Annotated in this window: 11 protein-coding genes; 2 read left to right on the top strand and 9 right to left on the bottom strand. The window is 63.3% G+C overall.

Going from position 1 to position 17,345, the window contains the following annotated elements; all coding sequences use genetic code 11:
- The first annotated feature begins 39 nt into the window (after window positions 1-39).
- Window positions 40-2,688 carry an aminopeptidase N gene (gene pepN, locus BHMPCIPO_RS06320; protein ID WP_173515968.1) on the top strand — a complete coding sequence of 883 codons (2,649 nt, stop codon included), beginning with the start codon at window positions 40-42 and terminating at the stop codon, window positions 2,686-2,688.
- A gap of 287 nt (window positions 2,689-2,975) precedes the next feature.
- Window positions 2,976-5,306, top strand: coding sequence for a PAS domain-containing sensor histidine kinase (locus BHMPCIPO_RS06315; protein WP_173515967.1), 2,331 nt, complete (start codon window positions 2,976-2,978; stop codon window positions 5,304-5,306).
- A gap of 9 nt (window positions 5,307-5,315) precedes the next feature.
- Here BHMPCIPO_RS06315 and BHMPCIPO_RS06310 read toward each other — a convergent pair whose 3' ends face one another.
- The 9 genes from BHMPCIPO_RS06310 to BHMPCIPO_RS06270 form a co-directional block, all read right to left on the bottom strand.
- A complete protein-coding gene (locus BHMPCIPO_RS06310) occupies window positions 5,316-8,270 on the bottom strand; it encodes a bifunctional [glutamine synthetase] adenylyltransferase/[glutamine synthetase]-adenylyl-L-tyrosine phosphorylase (protein WP_173515966.1) in 2,955 nt (984 codons plus the stop codon).
- Between the two features lie 80 nt (window positions 8,271-8,350).
- Window positions 8,351-9,757, bottom strand: coding sequence for a sensor histidine kinase (locus BHMPCIPO_RS06305; RefSeq protein ID WP_173515965.1), 1,407 nt, complete (start codon window positions 9,755-9,757; stop codon window positions 8,351-8,353).
- Window positions 9,754-10,452, bottom strand: a complete 699-nt coding sequence (locus tag BHMPCIPO_RS06300) for a response regulator transcription factor (RefSeq protein ID WP_173515964.1) — start codon at window positions 10,450-10,452, stop codon at window positions 9,754-9,756. Before BHMPCIPO_RS06300 ends, BHMPCIPO_RS06305 begins: the two co-directional genes overlap by 4 nt.
- Window positions 10,453-10,691: 239 nt before the next feature.
- Entirely contained in the window at window positions 10,692-12,251 is a 1,560-nt protein-coding gene (locus tag BHMPCIPO_RS06295; RefSeq protein WP_173515963.1) for a Do family serine endopeptidase, read from the bottom strand.
- A 326-nt stretch (window positions 12,252-12,577) separates the two neighbouring features.
- On the bottom strand, window positions 12,578-13,033 hold the full coding sequence (locus BHMPCIPO_RS06290) for a cytochrome c-type biogenesis protein (protein ID WP_173515962.1): 456 nt from the start codon (window positions 13,031-13,033) through the stop codon (window positions 12,578-12,580).
- The gene (locus BHMPCIPO_RS06285; protein ID WP_173515961.1) at window positions 13,030-15,018 is read right to left on the bottom strand and encodes a heme lyase CcmF/NrfE family subunit; all 1,989 of its coding nucleotides are present in this window, start codon (window positions 15,016-15,018) and stop codon (window positions 13,030-13,032) included. The genes BHMPCIPO_RS06290 and BHMPCIPO_RS06285 overlap by 4 nt, the downstream gene beginning before the upstream one ends.
- Window positions 15,015-15,467 carry a cytochrome c maturation protein CcmE gene (ccmE, locus tag BHMPCIPO_RS06280; RefSeq protein WP_173515960.1) on the bottom strand — a complete coding sequence of 151 codons (453 nt, stop codon included), beginning with the start codon at window positions 15,465-15,467 and terminating at the stop codon, window positions 15,015-15,017. The genes BHMPCIPO_RS06285 and ccmE overlap by 4 nt, the downstream gene beginning before the upstream one ends.
- Window positions 15,464-16,606, bottom strand: coding sequence for a c-type cytochrome biogenesis protein CcmI (ccmI, locus tag BHMPCIPO_RS06275; protein ID WP_173515959.1), 1,143 nt, complete (start codon window positions 16,604-16,606; stop codon window positions 15,464-15,466). The genes ccmE and ccmI overlap by 4 nt, the downstream gene beginning before the upstream one ends.
- Window positions 16,607-16,736: 130 nt before the next feature.
- Window positions 16,737-17,180, bottom strand: a complete 444-nt coding sequence (locus tag BHMPCIPO_RS06270; RefSeq protein WP_246304272.1) for an RT0821/Lpp0805 family surface protein — start codon at window positions 17,178-17,180, stop codon at window positions 16,737-16,739.
- Window positions 17,181-17,345 lie beyond the last annotated feature (165 nt).

Genomic DNA, 17,345 nt, shown 5'->3' with positions numbered 1-17,345 from the left:
TACAAATTCTCCAGTAGAACGGCGCAAGCGGGACTGACCATGCGGACAAATACTGGCCAGATCATTCATCTGGAAGACTATCGGCCGACCGACTTCGTTCTGGAGAGAGTGGATCTGACCTTCGAGCTCGATCCGAAGGAAACCAAGGTCGAAGCCCGATTGATCTTCCATCGTCGCGAAGGTGTCGACGCGTCGGCGCCGCTGCTGCTCGATGGCGACGAACTGAAGATGACCGGCTTGCTGCTGGACCAGGAAGAGCTCGCGGCCTCCCTCTACGATGTTACCGACGATACGCTGACCATCCGCGGCCTGCCGGAAGCCGCCCCCTTCGAAATCACCATCACCACCCTGCTTTCGCCTGAGACGAACACGCAGCTGATGGGGCTCTACCGCACCAACGGCATCTACAGCACCCAGTGCGAGGCCGAAGGCTTCCGCCGCATCACCTATTTTCCCGATCGTCCCGACGTGCTTGCCGTCTACACGGTCAACATCATCGCCGACAAGGCATCCGCTCCGCTCCTGCTGTCGAATGGCAATTATCTCGGCGGCGCCGACATAGGCGACGGCCGTCATTTCGCCGCCTGGTTCGATCCGCATCCGAAGCCGAGCTACCTCTTCGCCCTCGTCGCCGGTGATCTCGGCGTCGTCGAAGACACGTTCACGACGATGTCCGGCCGCGAAGTCGCACTGAAGATCTATGTCGAACACGGCAAGGAACCACGCGCGGCCTACGCCATGGACGCGCTCAAGCGCTCGATGAAGTGGGACGAAGACGCCTTCGGCCGTGAATACGACCTCGACATCTTTATGATCGTCGCCGTCTCCGACTTCAACATGGGGGCGATGGAGAACAAGGGTCTCAACATCTTCAACGACAAATACGTGCTCGCCGACCCGGAAACGGCGACCGATGCGGACTATGCCAATATCGAGGCGATCATCGCGCACGAATACTTCCACAATTGGACCGGTAATCGCATCACCTGCCGGGATTGGTTCCAGCTCTGCCTCAAGGAAGGCCTGACGGTCTACCGCGACCACGAATTCTCCGCCGACATGCGCTCGCGGGCGGTCAAGAGAATTGCGGAAGTGAGGCACCTGAAGTCGGAGCAGTTCCCGGAGGATGCCGGCCCCCTCGCCCATCCGGTGCGACCGACGAAATACCGCGAAATCAACAACTTCTATACGACGACCGTCTACGAAAAGGGATCGGAAGTCACCCGCATGATCGCCACCATCCTCGGCCGCGATCTGTTCAAGAAGGGCATGGACCTCTATTTCGACCGGCATGACGGCCAGGCCGTGACGATCGAGGATTTCGTCGCCTGCTTCGAAGCGGCAAGCAGTCGCGACCTCCGCCAGTTCGCCCTCTGGTACCATCAGGCGGGAACACCGCTGGTCACCGCTTCGGGCGCCTATGACGCCGCCAAGCAGACCTTCACCCTATCGCTCGAGCAGACCGTTCCGGCAACGCCCGGACAGGGTGCCAAGGAGGCGATGCACATTCCGCTCAAGATGGGCCTGCTGCTCGAAGGCGGCAGCGAAGCCGACCTTTCCGCGGTCTCCGGCGCCGACATCACCGGCGACGTCCTGCATCTCACGGAGCGCAAGCAGACGGTCGTCTTCTCCGGCATTCCGTCGCGCCCGGTGCCGTCGTTCAACCGCGGCTTTTCCGCGCCGATCAACCTACACATCGAGCAGAGCGACGAGGATCTTGCGCTGATCGCGCATCACGAGAGCGACCTCTTCGCCCGCTGGCAAGCGCTCAACGCCATCGCACTCAGCAATCTGGTCGAGGCGACGGCGAATGTTCGCGCCGGAAAGCCGGTCACCTGCGACCAGGCGCTCATCGACGGCCTGATCCGCGCTGCCGCGGATGAAACGCTGGAGCCCGCTTTCCGCTCCCAGGCCCTGGCACTGCCGAGCGAATCCGACATCGCGCGCGAGATCGGCACCAACAACGATCCGGATGCAATCCACGCCGCGCGTCAGCAAATCCTGACGGCCGTTGCCGCCGCCGGGCGCGACACGTTCCTCAACTTGGCCGACGACCTCGTCTCCACGGCCGCTTTCAGCCCGGACGCCGCAAGCGCCGGTCGCCGGGCACTGCGCAACAGTGCGCTCACCTACCTCGTCCAGGGCGACGAAGGACCGGGGCGCGCCGCCGAGACCTTTGCCGCCGCCAACAACATGACCGATCTCAGCCATGCGCTGGCGCTGCTTGCGCACCGCTTTCCGGATGCCGCCGAGACCGCGGAAGCGCTTGCGGCCTTCCGCGCGCGTTTCGCCGACAACGCACTGGTCATCGACAAGTGGTTTGCCGTTCAGGCGACGATCCCCGGAGCCGGCACACTCGACCGCGTCAAGGCGCTGATGGCGGAACCGCTGTTCAATGGCAACAACCCGAACCGCGTGCGCTCGCTGGTGGGCACCTATGCCTTCGCCAACCCGACCGGCTTCAACCGCGCCGATGGCGAGGGCTATCGCTTTCTCGCGCATCAGATCCTCGACATCGACCCGCGCAACCCCCAGCTTGCGGCGCGTATCCTGACCTCGATGCGCTCCTGGCGCTCGCTCGAGGACAAGCGCGCCGGTCATGCCCGCAAGGCGCTGAAGGAGATTGCCGGAGCGCCGAGGCTTTCGGCCGATGTCGGCGATATCGTGGAGCGCATGCTCAAGGCCTGAAGCCTACTGCATGTTTCCTTAAATCGTCGCCGATTAAAGGACAAAAACATGCAGTACTTCCAAAGTGCTACAGCAACCTTTGCGCGTCTCATAAGACGCGCGGTGCTGTAGAACCCGTTGATTTTCTTCAGGGCCGGGCCGCTTGCGCGGCCCGGCCTATTATTTCCCAACGATAAGAAATGGTTAAGAAATCTTTACCAGCGCCTCTGGACAAGGCGAATCGCCCTGTGATTCATTGAGTCAGATTCGGGCGAGCGGCGCGCCGAATCATCAGAGGGTTTTGAGAATTGGGAAAGATGGCGGACGCGCGACAGGCGAGCGCAGCCGACGGGCGGTTGCGACTCAAGTTTCCGGGGCTTGCCGGCCGCCTGGAGCAAGAGTTCATCTCGCATGCGAAGATCTTTGCCGGACCGACCTCGCGGCGACTGGCAAGCGCAGAGCCGATTCTCAAGCGCTCCATCCCGATCCTCATCATCGCATTCCTGATCATCGTGGCGGTCTCGCGCATGTCCAGCATCATGGACGAGCATGCCCGCATGGAAGAGAGTTCGCGCCAGACGGTCGGGCTTGCGGCGGCAACCGCCGTTGCGGCCTTCCAGACGGACGGCGCTGTCCTTTTTGACCAGAGCCGCCGCTCGGACGTGGAGCAACGCTTCAGCCATTATCTGCCCACCGGCATGCTCGATCCCGGCACGTTCATCCTTGCAGTCCGAAGGGACGGCCGGATCTTCGCCAGCACCCAGGAGGGCGGGCCGCTCATCGGTCGGACGCTCGCGGCCGTCGCACCCGACATCGCGACGCTGCAATATTTCGGCGAGCACTCCAGCGTCATGAAGACGCCGATCGTCGGCGTCGACCATATCGTGGCACTGGCGCAATTGCCTGACGCGGCCGGAGTGGTGCTGGCCGCAACGCCGGTGACGCAGCTCGAAACCACCTGGCGCGATGAAGTCTCGCTCAACGTGACGCTCTTTGCCGGCATCTCCGCCATCCTGCTTATGGTGCTCTATGCCTATTACATCCAGGCCAAGCGGGCTCGCGACGCGGACTCGGTCTTTGCCGAATCCAACCTACGCGTCGAGACTGCGCTGTCTCGCGGCCGCTGCGGCCTCTGGGATTTCGACCTCGCCAACCGTCGGCTGTTCTGGTCGCGCTCGATGTACGAAATGCTCGGCATGCCCGGAGAAAACAGCGTGCTCTCCTTCGGTGACGCCGCGCGGCTGATGCATCCGGATGATCGCGGCATCTATGGCGTGGCGCGGACCATAGCGCGTGGCGACGCGCGCCAGATCGACCAGGTTTTCCGCATGCGACATGCGGACGGCCACTATGTGTGGCTGCGTGCCCGCGCGGAAATCATCCGTACCGTTTCCGGGCGGGCGCACCTGATCGGCATCGCCATGGACGTGACCGAGCAGCACCGACTTGCCCAACGCTACGCCGAAGCAGACCAACGGCTCGCCGACGCGATCGAATGTACGTCGGAGGCCTTCGTCCTCTGGGACAAACATGACCGCCTCGTCATGTGCAACACCCACTTCCAGGAAGCCTACAAGCTTCCCGATCACGTGCTCGTTCCAGGCACCGAGCGCATCACCGTCCAGACGGCCGCGGCGCGGCCGGTGGTGGAACGGCGCATCGCCGATCCCGATCGCAGCAACCAGTCGCAGACGACCGAGGTTCAGCTTGCCGACGAACGCTGGCTGCAGATCAACGAGCGACGCACGCGCGACGGGGGCCTCGTCTCGGTCGGCACCGATATCACCCTCCTGAAGCGGCATCAGGTGCGCCTGCGCGAATCCGAGCGGCGGCTGATGGCGACGATCGGCGACCTTTCGGCGTCGCGCATGACGCTGGAGCGACAGAAGACCGAACTGTCGATCGCCAACGCCAACTACCAGGCGGAAAAGGAACGCGCCGAGGCGGCCAACCGCGCCAAGTCGGAATTCCTGGCGAACATGTCGCACGAGCTTCGCACGCCGCTCAACGCCATCCTCGGCTTCTCGGAAATCCTGCAGAACCAGATGTTCGGGCCGCTCGGCTCGGAGAAATACAACGAATACTCGCGCGACATCCACGAGAGCGGCAAGCATCTCCTCAACGTCATCAACGACATACTCGACATGTCGAAGATCGAGGCCGGGCACATGCGCATCAGCCGCGAGACGATCGATCTGGCGCCGCTGATCGAAGAGACGCTGCGCTTCACCACCATACCGGCCGAACAGAAGAACATCCATGTGGTGCAGCAGATCTCGTCCGGCCTCACCATGATTGCCGACCGCCGCGCCATGAAGCAGATATTGCTCAACCTGCTTTCAAATGCGGTGAAGTTCACCAATGAAGGCGGGCGCATTTCGCTTCGTGCCCGCAAGGTAACCGGCGCCGTGACGCTGACGATCGCCGATTCCGGCATCGGCATACCGCGCGACGCGCTTCAGAAGATCGGCCAGCCCTTCGAGCAGGTGCAGAGCCAATATGCCAAGAGCAAGGGCGGCTCGGGCCTGGGGCTGGCGATTTCGCGCTCGCTCACCCGCTTGCATGGCGGCAGCATGAAAATACACTCGACGGAAAACGTCGGTACGATCATCTCGGTCAGAATCCCCGACCGAGCCTGAGGCACTCCATCACGCCGAAACGACCGATTGGAAGACACGCCGCGCGGACTTCGACAGCCGCCGGATATCTCCCTCCAGTGTCTTCAGGTCGGGATAGTCCCCTGCCCGGCAGACGAGATCGATCAGCCCGGCCGGTGCTTCCTTCGGCTCGAACTCTCCCTCGATGCACAGCCGCACGATCTGCGACAACTCGGTAAAGAGGTGCAGCGCCTCCAGAGCAACATCGAGATCATTGGGGTTCATCAAGGAGTCGCCGAGCAGCTTCAGTGCATCGGCCGTATTCGTGCCTGATGTCAGCGGTTGAATGCCCTTCGCGGGCGCAACGAGCGCCAGGTACTGGCTGATGAACTCGATATCGACGAGACCACCCGGGATCAGCTTGAAATCCCAGATATCGCTCGGCGGCTTCTCGCTGTCGATCATCTCGCGCATGGAGATCACGTCGGCGCTGACCTTGGCAACATCTCGCTTACGGCCGAGGATTTCGGCAAAGATTGCATTGGCCTCGGCGATCAGCCTTTCGTCGCCACAGATGCAGCGCGCCCGCGTCAGGGCCAGATGCTCCCAGGTCCAGGCCTCTTCGCGCTGATACTTGGCGAAGGCATTGATCCTCGTCGCGACCGGCCCCTTGTTGCCGGACGGACGAAGCCGCATGTCGACCTCGTAGAGAATGCCCTCTGCCGTCGGCGCGGAAAGTGCGGCGATCAGGCGCTGCGTTACCCGCGTGAAATAGCGCGTCGGGTCGAGCGGCTTTGGGCCGTCGGACTCGGTCGCCGCCTCATCGTAATCGTAAAGCAGGATCAGATCGACGTCAGAGCCCGCGGTCAGCTCGTGACTGCCGAGCTTGCCCATGCCGACGACGGCGATGCGGCCGCCGGGGAAATCGCCGTGTACCGAGCCAATCTCGTCCTGCACCGCCTTCACCGCCGCGGCGATGATCAGGTCAGCGAGATCGGTAAAGGCGCGGCCGGCCTGTGCCCCCGAGATGGCGCCGGTCAAAAGCCGGATGCCGATCAGGAAGCGCTGCTCGGCGGCAATGATGCGCAGGCGGTCGAGCACTTCCTCATAGTGTCGCGCGCCACCGACGAAATTGGCAATACGCGGCGCGAGATAGTCCCTCGTCGGCAATTCGGCAAGGAGGCCCGGATCGAGCATGCCGTCGAAGACATGCGGGCGCGCGGCGATGATTTCGGCAAGCCGCGGCGCCGACGACATGACGTTGACGATCAGCGACAGGAGGCCCGGATTGTTGCCGAGCAGCGAAAAGAGCTGAATGCCCGCCGGCAGGCCGGAAATGAAATTGTCGAAGCGCAGCAGCGCTTCGTCGGCTCGGCGGCTTTCGCCGAAGACGCGCAGAAGCTCCGGCGTCAGTTCGGTCAGGCGCTCGCGCGCTTCCACCGATTGCGTCGCGCGGTAGCGGCCATAGTGCCAGGTGCGGATCGTATGGGAAATGTCCGACGGCCGCTGGAAGCCGAGCTTCTTCAGCGTCTCCAGCGTATCCGGGTCGTCGCGCTGGCCGGTGAAGACGAGATTGCCGGTCTCGATCGAAAGCTTCGCCTCCTGCTCGAAGAGCTGGGCGTAGCGGCGCTCGACCGTCTTCAACACGCGCGAAAGCGCCTTCGAGAAGGCGGCCGTATCGTCGAAGCCAAGCATATAGGCGATGCGCTTCAGCTCCGCTTCGGTCTCGGGCAGCACATGGGTCTGTTCGTCGCGTACCATCTGGATCCGGTGCTCGACGTCGCGCAGGAACCAATAGGCCTCTACGAGTTCATCAGCCGTCTCCTCGTCGATCCAGCCGGCCTTGACCAGGGCGCGCAGCATCGGCTCGGTGGCGCGCTGGCGTAGCTCCGGCATGCGACCGCCGGCGATCAACTGCTGCGTCTGCACGAAGAATTCGATCTCGCGGATGCCGCCGCGGCCGAGCTTGATGTTGTGTCCCTTGACCGCGATTTCGCCGTGGCCCTTGTGGGCGTGGATCTGCCGTTTGATCGAATGAATGTCAGCGATCGCCGCATAGTCGAGATATTTGCGGAAGACGAAGGGGACCAATTCCCTGAGGAACCGCTCACCGGCTTCGATATCGCCGGCGACCGGCCGCGCCTTGATGAAGGCGGCCCGTTCCCAGTTCTGCCCCCTGCTCTCGTAATAGAGCATCGCCGCCTCGACTGGAATCGCGAGCGGCGTCGAGCCTGGGTCGGGGCGCAGCCGCAGGTCGGTGCGGAAGACATAGCCGTCGCCGCTGCGCTCCTGCAGGATGCGGATCAGCCGGCGCAGCAGCCGGCCGAAGGTCTCCGAGGCATCGTCGCGGTCGACGATGACGCCGGATTGCGGATCGTAAAAGACGACGAGATCGATATCGGAGGAATAGTTGAGCTCGAAGGCGCCGAGCTTGCCCATGCCAAGCACGATGACCCCGGAACCGATGCTGGGGTTGGCGACGTCCTTGACGATCAGCTTGCCGCTCTCGTGCGCGCTCAGCAGCAGGTGATCGATGGTTGCGGAGACGGCAGCACCAGCAAAATCGCTGAGCCAGCGCGTGGTTTCGCGGCCGTCGAAGTGCCGGGAGAGATCGGCGAGCGCCACGGCGAAGGCGAGCTCGCGTTTGGCCCGCCTCAGCCGCGCCATGATCTCCGTGTCCGGCAGGGCCGCGCCGCCTTCGTTGGGTTTCCAGGCATCGCGGGCGCGGCGCACCCGTTCGGTCAGGAAGGCCGTCAGATCGGTGGACAGGAGTTCTTCGAGAATGGCCGGGCGGCTGTCGCCCGTATCGCGCAGGAAGGGCGACAGCGCAAAGGCCGAGACAATAAAGGTCTTGAACGGACTTTCGGAGGCGAGCAGTTTCGCGATCTGGTCATGACCCTTGGCCATGTCCTTTAGCACTGAGAGCGCCGTTTTGGCATCGGCCTGGCTCGCCGGACGGATTGGCGCCGTCTCGATCTCCCAGCACTGCTGCACTTGGTCCTGCATGCCCTCTCCCCTTGCAACAGCCTGCACATCCCACGCAGCGGCAAGCCGTGCTCGTCTCCTGTTCTCAACGAACCGGTCTATCAGGTTGCAGCCGCGGGGAAAACCATCTGCACCGTCAGGCCTTTGCCACCATCCCCCGCCGCCGGATCGGTATCGGCGAGACGCAGCGAGCCGTGATGCATCTCCATGACCGCCTCGACCAAGGACAATCCGAGGCCCGTGCCCGGCTTGGACCGGCTCTCATCGAGGCGAACGAAGCGCTTGACCACCTCGTCATGCATTGCTGCCGGTATGCCGGGCCCGTGATCGGCGACGGACAAGAGTACATGGCTATCGCGCTTTTCCAGCGAGACCCTGATCAGCGGATTGTCGGCGCCATCGGCATACTTGATCGCGTTGTCGATAAGGTTGCCGAGCGCCTGGCCAACCAGTTCTCGGTTGCCGGAGATTGTGATGTTTTGCGCGACTGCGGCTTCCAGCGTCAGACCGACATCCTCCGCAACAGGCTCATAGAGCTCGACGCAATCGGCAACGATCTGCGAGAGGTTGATCTCGCTCATCTCGGCGGCGGACGAGCCGGCCTCGACGCGCGAGATCATCAGGAGCGCATTGAAGGTCCGGATCAACTGGTCGGACTCACCGATGATCTCTTCGAGCGCGCCACGCTGGCTCGTGCCCTTGCGGGCGAGTGCTGCTTCGGCCTTGTTGCGCAGCCGCGTCAGCGGCGTTTTCAGGTCGTGGGCGATGTTGTCGGAGACCTGGCGCAGACCTTCGTTCAGCTTCTCGATGCGGCCGAGCATGGCATTCAGGCTTTCCGACAGCCGGTCGAACTCATCGCCGGAACCGCTCATCGGCAGGCGCTGCGAGAGATCGCCAGCCATGATCTTGGTGCTCGCCTCCGACATGCGGTCGATGCGCTTCAGGGCATTGCGGCCAATGCCGAACCAGATGACGAGCGCGCCAAGCCCCATGACGCCGAGCGCTACCATGAGCGCCTGACGCACCAAAGCGCGAAACTTCTGCGGCTCCTGAAGGTCACGGCCGACGAGAATGCGCAGGCCATTGTCGAGCACCAGCACATGGGCGAGCGCCACATGACTGTCCTTCTTCGTCTCGTCCGTATAGCGCTGATAGGCAAAGGGGCGTTCGGTCCAACCTTCGCTGTCGAGCAGTCCGGGCTCGAGGCTCGCGACGTTGCCTGCAAGGATCTCGCCGCTCGGCCCGGCGATAACATAGAGATTGGCGCCCGGCTGCCGCGCGCGCCGCTCGAGCGAGCGCAGCAGGCCGTTCATGCCGGCCCGCGTGTAGACCTGCTCGATCTGCGTCACCTCCGCGGTGATGGCGTCACGGGTCTGCTGCTGCAGCAACCGCTCCGACATGCCGGTGACATAGAACACCAGAAAGGCTGCACAGAGCGAAAAGAGAATGAGATAAAGGGCGGAAAGCCGAACCGCGGTCGTTCTGAAGAGAACGCGAAGCTTGCTCATGCGGAGGCCCGGTCATCCTTGATCATGTAGCCGGCGCCGCGCACGGTGCGCAGCAGCGGCACGTCAAAGTCCTTCTCGATCTTCGAACGCAGCCGCGACACATGCACATCGATCACGTTGGTCTGCGGGTCGAAGTGATAGTCCCAGACATTTTCGAGCAGCATGGTACGGGTGACGACCTGGCCGGCATTCTTCATGAGATATTCGAGCAGGCGGAACTCGCGCGGCTGCAGCGGGATCTCCTTGCCCTGTCGGCGCACCGAATGCGACAGGCGGTCGAGTTCGAGATCGCCAACGCGGTAGACCATATCCTGTTCGGGCGTGCCCTTGCGGCGGCCGAGCACCTCGACACGCGCCAGCAGTTCGTTGAAGGCATAGGGTTTCGGCAGATAGTCGTCGCCGCCGGCACGAAGCCCCTTGACACGGTCATCGACCTGCCCAAGCGCGGAGAGGATCAGCACCGGTGTGTGGATGTCCTTGCGCCTGAGCTCGGTGATGACGGACAGGCCGTCGCGGCGCGGCAGCATGCGATCGATCACCAGAACGTCGTAGCTGTTCTCGCTGGCCATGAAGAGACCGCTCTCGCCGTCACTGGCGTGGTCGGAAACGATACCCGCCTCACGGAAGGCCTTCGCCAGATAGGCTGCCGCCTCGAGATCGTCTTCAATGATAAGAATCTTCATACGCGCGACCATAGTCCCGGACCCCTGTCTGTCTCAACCGGTTTCGGCTTTCCGCCACCGGATTGGCGAGTGCCCTCGATCACGATGGTATCGGCCGGATCGAGCCAAACTCATGGTGATCGATTCTCGTCGGTGAGAGCGGGATGCGGGCGGAACACCGCACACACTTTTCCTCATCCCGCTCCAAACGGCGAGCGCCGCGAAATCACGTGGAAATCGCGGCGCTCCGGTCATTCATTTGACTGCCGCGATCAGCCCTGATCGATCGGGAGGGCCACGAAGCGGCTGCCGTTTTCGGCCTCGATCTGGAAGAGCGCCTTGCTACGGCCGTCCTTCTTGGCAGCGTTGATGACCTTCAGGATATCGTCGGCGGACTTCACTTCCTGATTGTTGACGGAGACGATCTTCTCGCCCGTCTTCAGGCCACGATCGCTGGCATCGGAGTCCTCATCGACGGAGGCGATGGTGACACCCTTGCCGTCATCGGACGGGACGACGGTGACGCCGAGGTTAGCTAGGGCCTGCTCGCTCGAAGGCTGCGTGTCTTCGGACTGGCTGTCCTGGCTCTTGGCGGCCTCCTTGTCATCCTTCGGCAGCGTGCCGATCTCCAGCTTGACGCTTTCGGACTTGCCGTTGCGCCAGAGGCTCAGGTCAACGGTCGTGCCCGGGCGGATGGCGGCAACCTTGCGGGCGAGATCGCGCGGATCCTTGATGGTGTCGCCGTTCAGCGCAGTCACCACGTCGCCCTTCTTGATGCCGGCCTTTTCACCCGGCGAACCCGCCTGGGGTTCGACGACCAACGCGCCGCTTGCTTCCGCAAGGCCGAGCGATTCAGCGATGTCCTTGGTGACGGGCTGGATCTGTACGCCCAGCCAGCCGCGGGAAACCGAACCGTCCTTGATCAGGTCGGTAACCACATCCTTGGCAACGGCCGCGGGGATCGCAAAGGCAATGCCGACATTGCCGCCCGACGGCGAGAAGATCGCGGTGTTGATGCCGACCACTTCGCCGGAGAGGTTGAAGGTCGGACCACCCGAGTTGCCGCGGTTCACGGCAGCGTCGACTTGCAGGTAGTCGTCATAGGGGCCGGAGCCGATATCGCGGCCACGGGCGGAGATGATGCCCGAGGTCACGGTACCGCCGAGACCGAACGGGTTGCCGACAGCAACCACCCAGTCGCCGACGCGGACCTTGCTGTCATCGGCCCAGCCGACATAGGTGAACTTGCGCTTGTCATCGACCTTGAGCACGGCGAGATCGGTGCGGCTGTCCTTGCCGATCAGCTTGGCATCGAGTTCGGTGCCGTCGTTGAGGATGACGGTGAAGGCCGAGCCATCGGAAACCACGTGGTTGTTGGTGACGAGGTAGCCGTCTTCGGAGATGAAGAAGCCCGAGCCCTGGGACGTCGGACGCAGGCGACCTTCGCCATGCGGGCCACGGCGACCCGGACCGCCGCGCTCGCTATGGTCATCGCCGCGCGGGCCGAATTCCTTGAAGAAGCGCTTCAGCGGGTGATCGTCCGGCAGTTCGTCGAAGCCACGGCCGCCGAAGCCAAAGGTGAAGTCGCTGCCATCTTCGGAGACCGGATTGACGCGCGACTGGACGCGAACCGAAACGACGGCGGGCGAGACCGCGTCGACGACATTGGCAAAGCTCGGCACCGGCGGCGCTTCCACCTTGACTGCTTCCGCAAAGGACTGGGAGACACGCGCCGGCAGACCGGAGGTCAGCATGACCGCAGCAAGACCGGCAACCGTCGAGGCCTTCAGAACGGTCTTGAGGGAGGGACGCAGGGATTTGGTCGTAATCATCCGTTTTGCCTTTTCTCTTCCTTGATGCCGCCAAGCGGCAGCATCGAACCTGACTGCGCGCCCGTCTCGATGAAGACGGGTTCGTTTTTTTGGCTGACTGGAGGAACAGCCGATGACGAAACATGTAACGGATGGGACCTTACTGAGTTCTGTCCGGAAGATGAATTTTTGGTAATGTTGCGGGACGCGATGCTAAACGCATGGATTGCCGGCCGACGGGAGACAACACGCGCCGTCACCTTTGGTGCCCGCCACGGACAATCTTTCAGCGATTTCAAAACATTATTGGGCCAGGGCGGCAATTGTCATCGACCCCGGACCGACCGTCAGGGCTGAAGCAGCTTCTTCAGCTTTTCCTTTTCATCCTCGGAAAGCGGAGTCCCCTTTGCTTGGGTGCCGCGACGGCGAGCCGCGACGACGAGGGTGATCGCCCCGACGAGAAGCAGGGTTGCGGGCATGCCCCACAGGATCAGTGTCTTCGTTTCGAAGCGCGGCTTCAGCAGCACGAATTCGCCGTAACGGGACACGACATAATCGATCACCGCCTCGTCGCTGTCCCCATTGGCCAGCCGCTCGCGCACCAGCACGCGCAGATCCTTGGCGAGTTCGGCGTTGGAATCGTCGATCGACTGGTTCTGACAGACCATACAGCGCAGCTCTGCCGAGATCGCCCGCGCCCGCGCCTCGAGCGCGGGGTCGGCCAGAACCTCATCCGGGTTGACCGCGAAGGCCGGGCCGATCGGCGCGATAAACAGCAGAAGTGCAAGCAGCAAACGCATCATTCGGCAGCTCCCACCGGCACCGTCTTCGGCCGCTTGGCCCGCGCAGGCGCGCCGACCCGCAGGCGGCGGTCGCTCAAGGACACGAAACCGCCCGCCATCATGAACAGCGTTCCGCCCCAGATGCACAGGATCATCGGCTTCCACCAGATGCGCACGACGATGCCGCCTTCGCCGATCTGGTCGCCGAGTGAAACGTAGAGCTGGCTGAGGCCGAAGGTGCGGATGCCGGCTTCCGTCGTCGGCATGCGGCGCGCCTGGTAGAGGCGCTTCGACGACCAGACCTCGGAGACGGCAACACCGCCGCGGCTGATGGTGAAGTGGCCGGATTCTTCCGTGTAATTCGGGCCGCTGCCGTTGCGCATGCCGTCGAAGCGCAGGGTGTAGCCACCGGCTTCGACTGTCATGCCTGGCTTCATCTCGACGACGGTCTCTGTTTCAAAGGCCGTAACGGCGACGATGCCGATCAGGGTGACGCCGAGACCGATATGGGCGAGCGCAGTGCCGAAGGCCGAGCGCGGCAGGCCGGTGAAGCGCCGCCAGGCGACATTACGCGCAACCTTGCCGAGGCCGGAACGCAACGCGACATCCGTCACGGAACCCACGATCAGGTAGACCCCGAGAGCGATGCCGAAGAGCGCCAGCACCGGGCCGCCATTCATCGCATAATAGTAGCCTGTACCGAAGACGAGACCGATCGCGACCGCGGCGAAGAGCCGCTGGGAGACGCCGAGGATGTCCCCGCGCTTCCACGCGAGCAATGGACCGAACGGCACTGCGAAGAGCAGTGGCAGCATCAAGAGGCCGAAGGTCATGTTGAAGAACGGCGGACCGACGGAGATCTTGTCGCCTGTGAGCGCCTCCAGCACCAGCGGATAGAGCGTGCCGGTCAGGACTGTCGCCGCGGCCGTCGTCAGGATGAGATTGTTGAAGACCAGCGAACCCTCGCGTGAAATCGGCGCAAATATGCCGCCGGCTTTCAGGTGCGAGGCCCGCAAGGCGAAAAGCGCGAAGGCGCCACCGATGAAAAAGACGAGGATGGCGAGAATGAAAATGCCGCGGGTCGGATCCGTGGCGAAGGCATGAACCGAGGTCAAGACGCCCGAACGGACGAGGAAGGTGCCGAGCAGCGACAGCGAGAAGGTCATGATCGCGAGCAGCACGGTCCAGATCTTCAGCGCCTCGCGCTTCTCCATGACCAGAGCCGAATGCAGAAGGGCGGTGCCCGCGAGCCAGGGCATGAAGGAGGCATTTTCCACCGGATCCCAGAACCACCAGCCGCCCCAGCCGAGCTCGTAATAGGCCCAGTAGGATCCCATGGAAATGCCGGCAGTAAGGAAGGTCCAGGCGGCAAGCGTCCACGGGCGGACCCAACGCGCCCAGGCGGCATCGATCCGGCCCTCGATCAGTGCGGCGATCGCAAAGGAGAAGCAGACGGAGAAGCCGACATAACCGAGATAGAGCAGCGGCGGATGAATGGCGAGGCCGACATCCTGCAGGATCGGGTTCAGGTCCTTGCCCTCGCCCGGCGCCGGGACCAGCCGCGCGAACGGGTTGGACGTCAAGAGAATGAAGAGAGCAAAGGCCATGGCGATCCAGCCCTGCACGGCGAGCACGTTCGCCTTCAGCGTTTCCGGCAGGTTGCGCCCAAAGGCTGCCACCAGCGCCGAGAAAAATGTCAGGATCAGCAGCCACAGAAGCATCGAGCCTTCGTGGTTCCCCCATACGCCCGAGATCTTGTAGATCAGCGGCTTCAGCGAATGGGAGTTCTCCCAGACGTTGCGGACCGAGAAGTCCGAGGTCACATAAGCGAAGGTCAGCACCGTGAACGCGAAGGCGACCAGCAGAAAACAGGCGACCGCAGTGCTCGACGCCAACTCCATCAAGCCGCGATCATTCAGCCGCGCACCGAGGATCGGCAAAGCGGCCTGGATGACCGCCGTGGCCAATGCCAGGACCAGCGCGTAATGTCCGAGCTCGATGATCATTTGATGGTTTCCTTCCCGCTGAGCTCAACGCCCTGGGCCTTCAAGCGGTCGGCGACATCCTTGGGCATGTAGGTCTCGTCATGCTTGGCGAGAACCGTATCCGCCACGAAGACCGAGCTCCCTTGAACGAAGGCTCCCTCCGTTACCACGCCCTGCCCCTCGCGGAACAGGTCGGGCAGGATGCCCGTGTAGGTTACCGGCACGCCGGCAAGCGTGTCGGTGACGGTGAAGGTGACGGTCTTGCCGTCGCCGCGCTTTACCGATCCCCCTTCGACCACGCCGCCGAGGCGGATGCGCGTACCCGGCGACAAGTTTGCCTTGGCGAGGTCGCTCGGCACGTAGAAATAGGCAATCGCCTGGCTGAAGGCGAACATCACCAGGAAGGCTGCGAGAACCAGGAAGCCGACACCGCCGCCGATGATCGCCAGTCTTTTTTGTTTGCGCGTCATTGCGTCACTCCATCGGTCGCAATACCGAGTTCACGAGCAAGCGCCAGGAGCTGCTTGCCCCCGTCGCCATCGGCCGGGAAGGTCTTCAACCCCTCCTTTAGCGCTGCCGCCGCCTTGTCTCGTTGATCGAGGACAACGTGGGAGCGGATCAGCCGCGCCCAGCCTTCGAGGTTGTCAGGATTTGCCTTGAGGCGGCTTTCGAGGCTTTCGACCATGCCGCGGATCATTTCCTGCCGATCACCGCTGCTCATGTTCTCCGCGGCCGCGACATCCTCGGCGCTGGGATTGCCGGGTGCCGCCGCGCTGCCGGCGGCGGCGCCCGTCAACTCGGCGACATGCTGCTTGACCAGCGGCAGCCAGGGCGCATCGGCAGGCGACGTCGCGACCAGCCTATTGAAGGCGGTCAGCGCCTCGTCCTTCTTGCCTTCCTGCTTGAGGCCGAGGGCAAGGTAGAATTCCGAGCGCGGGTCATTGGGATCGAGCGCCAGCGCCTGCTGGAGTGCCTCCTGGGCCTTCGTTGTCACGAGACCATCGGACTGCACGACGAGCGCCTCCGCATATCCCCCGAGGCGCGCCGGCGTCGGTCCGAGCAAACGTATCGCCCGGTCATAGGCGTCAACCGCTTCCTCGATACGTCCGTTGCGCATGTAGATCGGCGCGAGCAGGTCCCAGCCGGCGCCGTCGTTCGGGTTCACCGCAAGGTGGTTTTCAGCCTTGGCGATCAGGACATTGATGTCGCCATTGGGATCGGCAAGACGAGCGGCAAGCGGCTGCGCCGGCACGCCCGGGCTACCCGTCAGCAGGTAAAGACAAAGGCCGACGACGGGAAGACAGAGCAGCACGAAGGCCTGGGCCAGACGATTGGCCCCGCGCCGCGGCGAAACGGCCGGCGTCACTACCCGGTCGCTCTCGCCGGCTGCCAGCAATCGGCGCGCCACCTCGGCCCGCGCAAGCTCGGCATCATCACTCGAAATCAGGCCGCTGTCCTGATCGCGTTTCAGTTCGTCGAGCTGGTCGCGATAGACCTCGATGTCATGGCTGTGGGGAGACGAAGGGGCTTCCCCTGCCCGCATCAGCGGCAGGATCAGCACGACGGCAACGGCCGCCGTCAAAATGGCGACGAGGATCCAGAACAACATGCACGCTCAATACTATGAGGCCCATGCCATTCCAACTCGAAAACCCGCCATGACGGAGATTTGAGGCGTTTCGCCGCAACAGCCGATGAAGCCGTCTGGCAACGCTTCGGACGCCCGAGAAGGCACGCGCTCAGGTGAGCGGCGTCCAACTGCCGTCGGGATTGCGGCAGGCAGCGCCGCGTGCCGTCTTCGCCTGGCTCTTGATCGTCACGGTATGGCTGTATTGGCGGCAGTTCTGTGATCCGACCTGATAGGGAGCGGCCGCAACGACGGAGCCGCTGACGCCGCGTCCGTCCCAGGTCACCGGCTGGCCGCCCGGCGCTGCCTCGAGCGCGCGATACTCCGCCTCGAGCGCGCGCTGGCGGTCGGACGAACCGATATCGAGATCGGCAATACGACCGATCACTCCGCCCTGAAGCGCAGCGATGTAGGTCGTCGAGGAAACCCCACGGGTGGCGGTCGAGCCAAGGCCGGCGACAGCCCCCTTGCTGCCGCCCGGGGTGCCGCAACCGGCAAGAGCCACGGCCGACGCGATCACCGCGATCCTACCGCCAACGACAAAAGTCCGTGTCATTTCTGCCTGGTTCCTCATGATCCGCGACACTCAACCATTCCTATCCGAAGCCGTATTCGTGAACCCCGTGCATTCGGGTCAAATGACGACTTGTCCTTGATTTTCTTTTGGCATTCCCCGCTTGCCGAGGCAACGGCGCGCCCTGCCGCCGTGACATTTTCGAGC

Source organism: Ensifer sesbaniae (assembly GCF_013283665.1).
GTDB classification, from domain to species: domain Bacteria; phylum Pseudomonadota; class Alphaproteobacteria; order Rhizobiales; family Rhizobiaceae; genus Ensifer; species Ensifer sesbaniae.
The sequence above is the reverse complement of the archived record's forward strand: the minus strand, read 5'-3'. Positions and strand labels throughout refer to the sequence as shown.

Bases quoted from the DNA above. Each gene is read 5' to 3' on its own strand.
- pepN (WP_173515968.1), top strand. From the start codon at position 40: ATGCGGACAAATACTGGCCAGATCATTCATCTGGAAGACTATCGGCCG.
- BHMPCIPO_RS06310 (WP_173515966.1), bottom strand. From the start codon at position 8,270: ATGCAGGACCAAGTGCAGCAGTGCTGGGAGATCGAGACGGCGCCAATC.
- BHMPCIPO_RS06305 (WP_173515965.1), bottom strand. From the start codon at position 9,757: ATGAGCAAGCTTCGCGTTCTCTTCAGAACGACCGCGGTTCGGCTTTCC.
- BHMPCIPO_RS06300 (WP_173515964.1), bottom strand. From the start codon at position 10,452: ATGGTCGCGCGTATGAAGATTCTTATCATTGAAGACGATCTCGAGGCG.
- BHMPCIPO_RS06295 (WP_173515963.1), bottom strand. From the start codon at position 12,251: ATGATTACGACCAAATCCCTGCGTCCCTCCCTCAAGACCGTTCTGAAG.
- BHMPCIPO_RS06290 (WP_173515962.1), bottom strand. From the start codon at position 13,033: ATGATGCGTTTGCTGCTTGCACTTCTGCTGTTTATCGCGCCGATCGGC.
- BHMPCIPO_RS06285 (WP_173515961.1), bottom strand. From the start codon at position 15,018: ATGATCATCGAGCTCGGACATTACGCGCTGGTCCTGGCATTGGCCACG.
- ccmE (WP_173515960.1), bottom strand. From the start codon at position 15,467: ATGACGCGCAAACAAAAAAGACTGGCGATCATCGGCGGCGGTGTCGGC.
- ccmI (WP_173515959.1), bottom strand. From the start codon at position 16,606: ATGTTGTTCTGGATCCTCGTCGCCATTTTGACGGCGGCCGTTGCCGTC.
- BHMPCIPO_RS06270 (WP_246304272.1), bottom strand. From the start codon at position 17,180: ATGACACGGACTTTTGTCGTTGGCGGTAGGATCGCGGTGATCGCGTCG.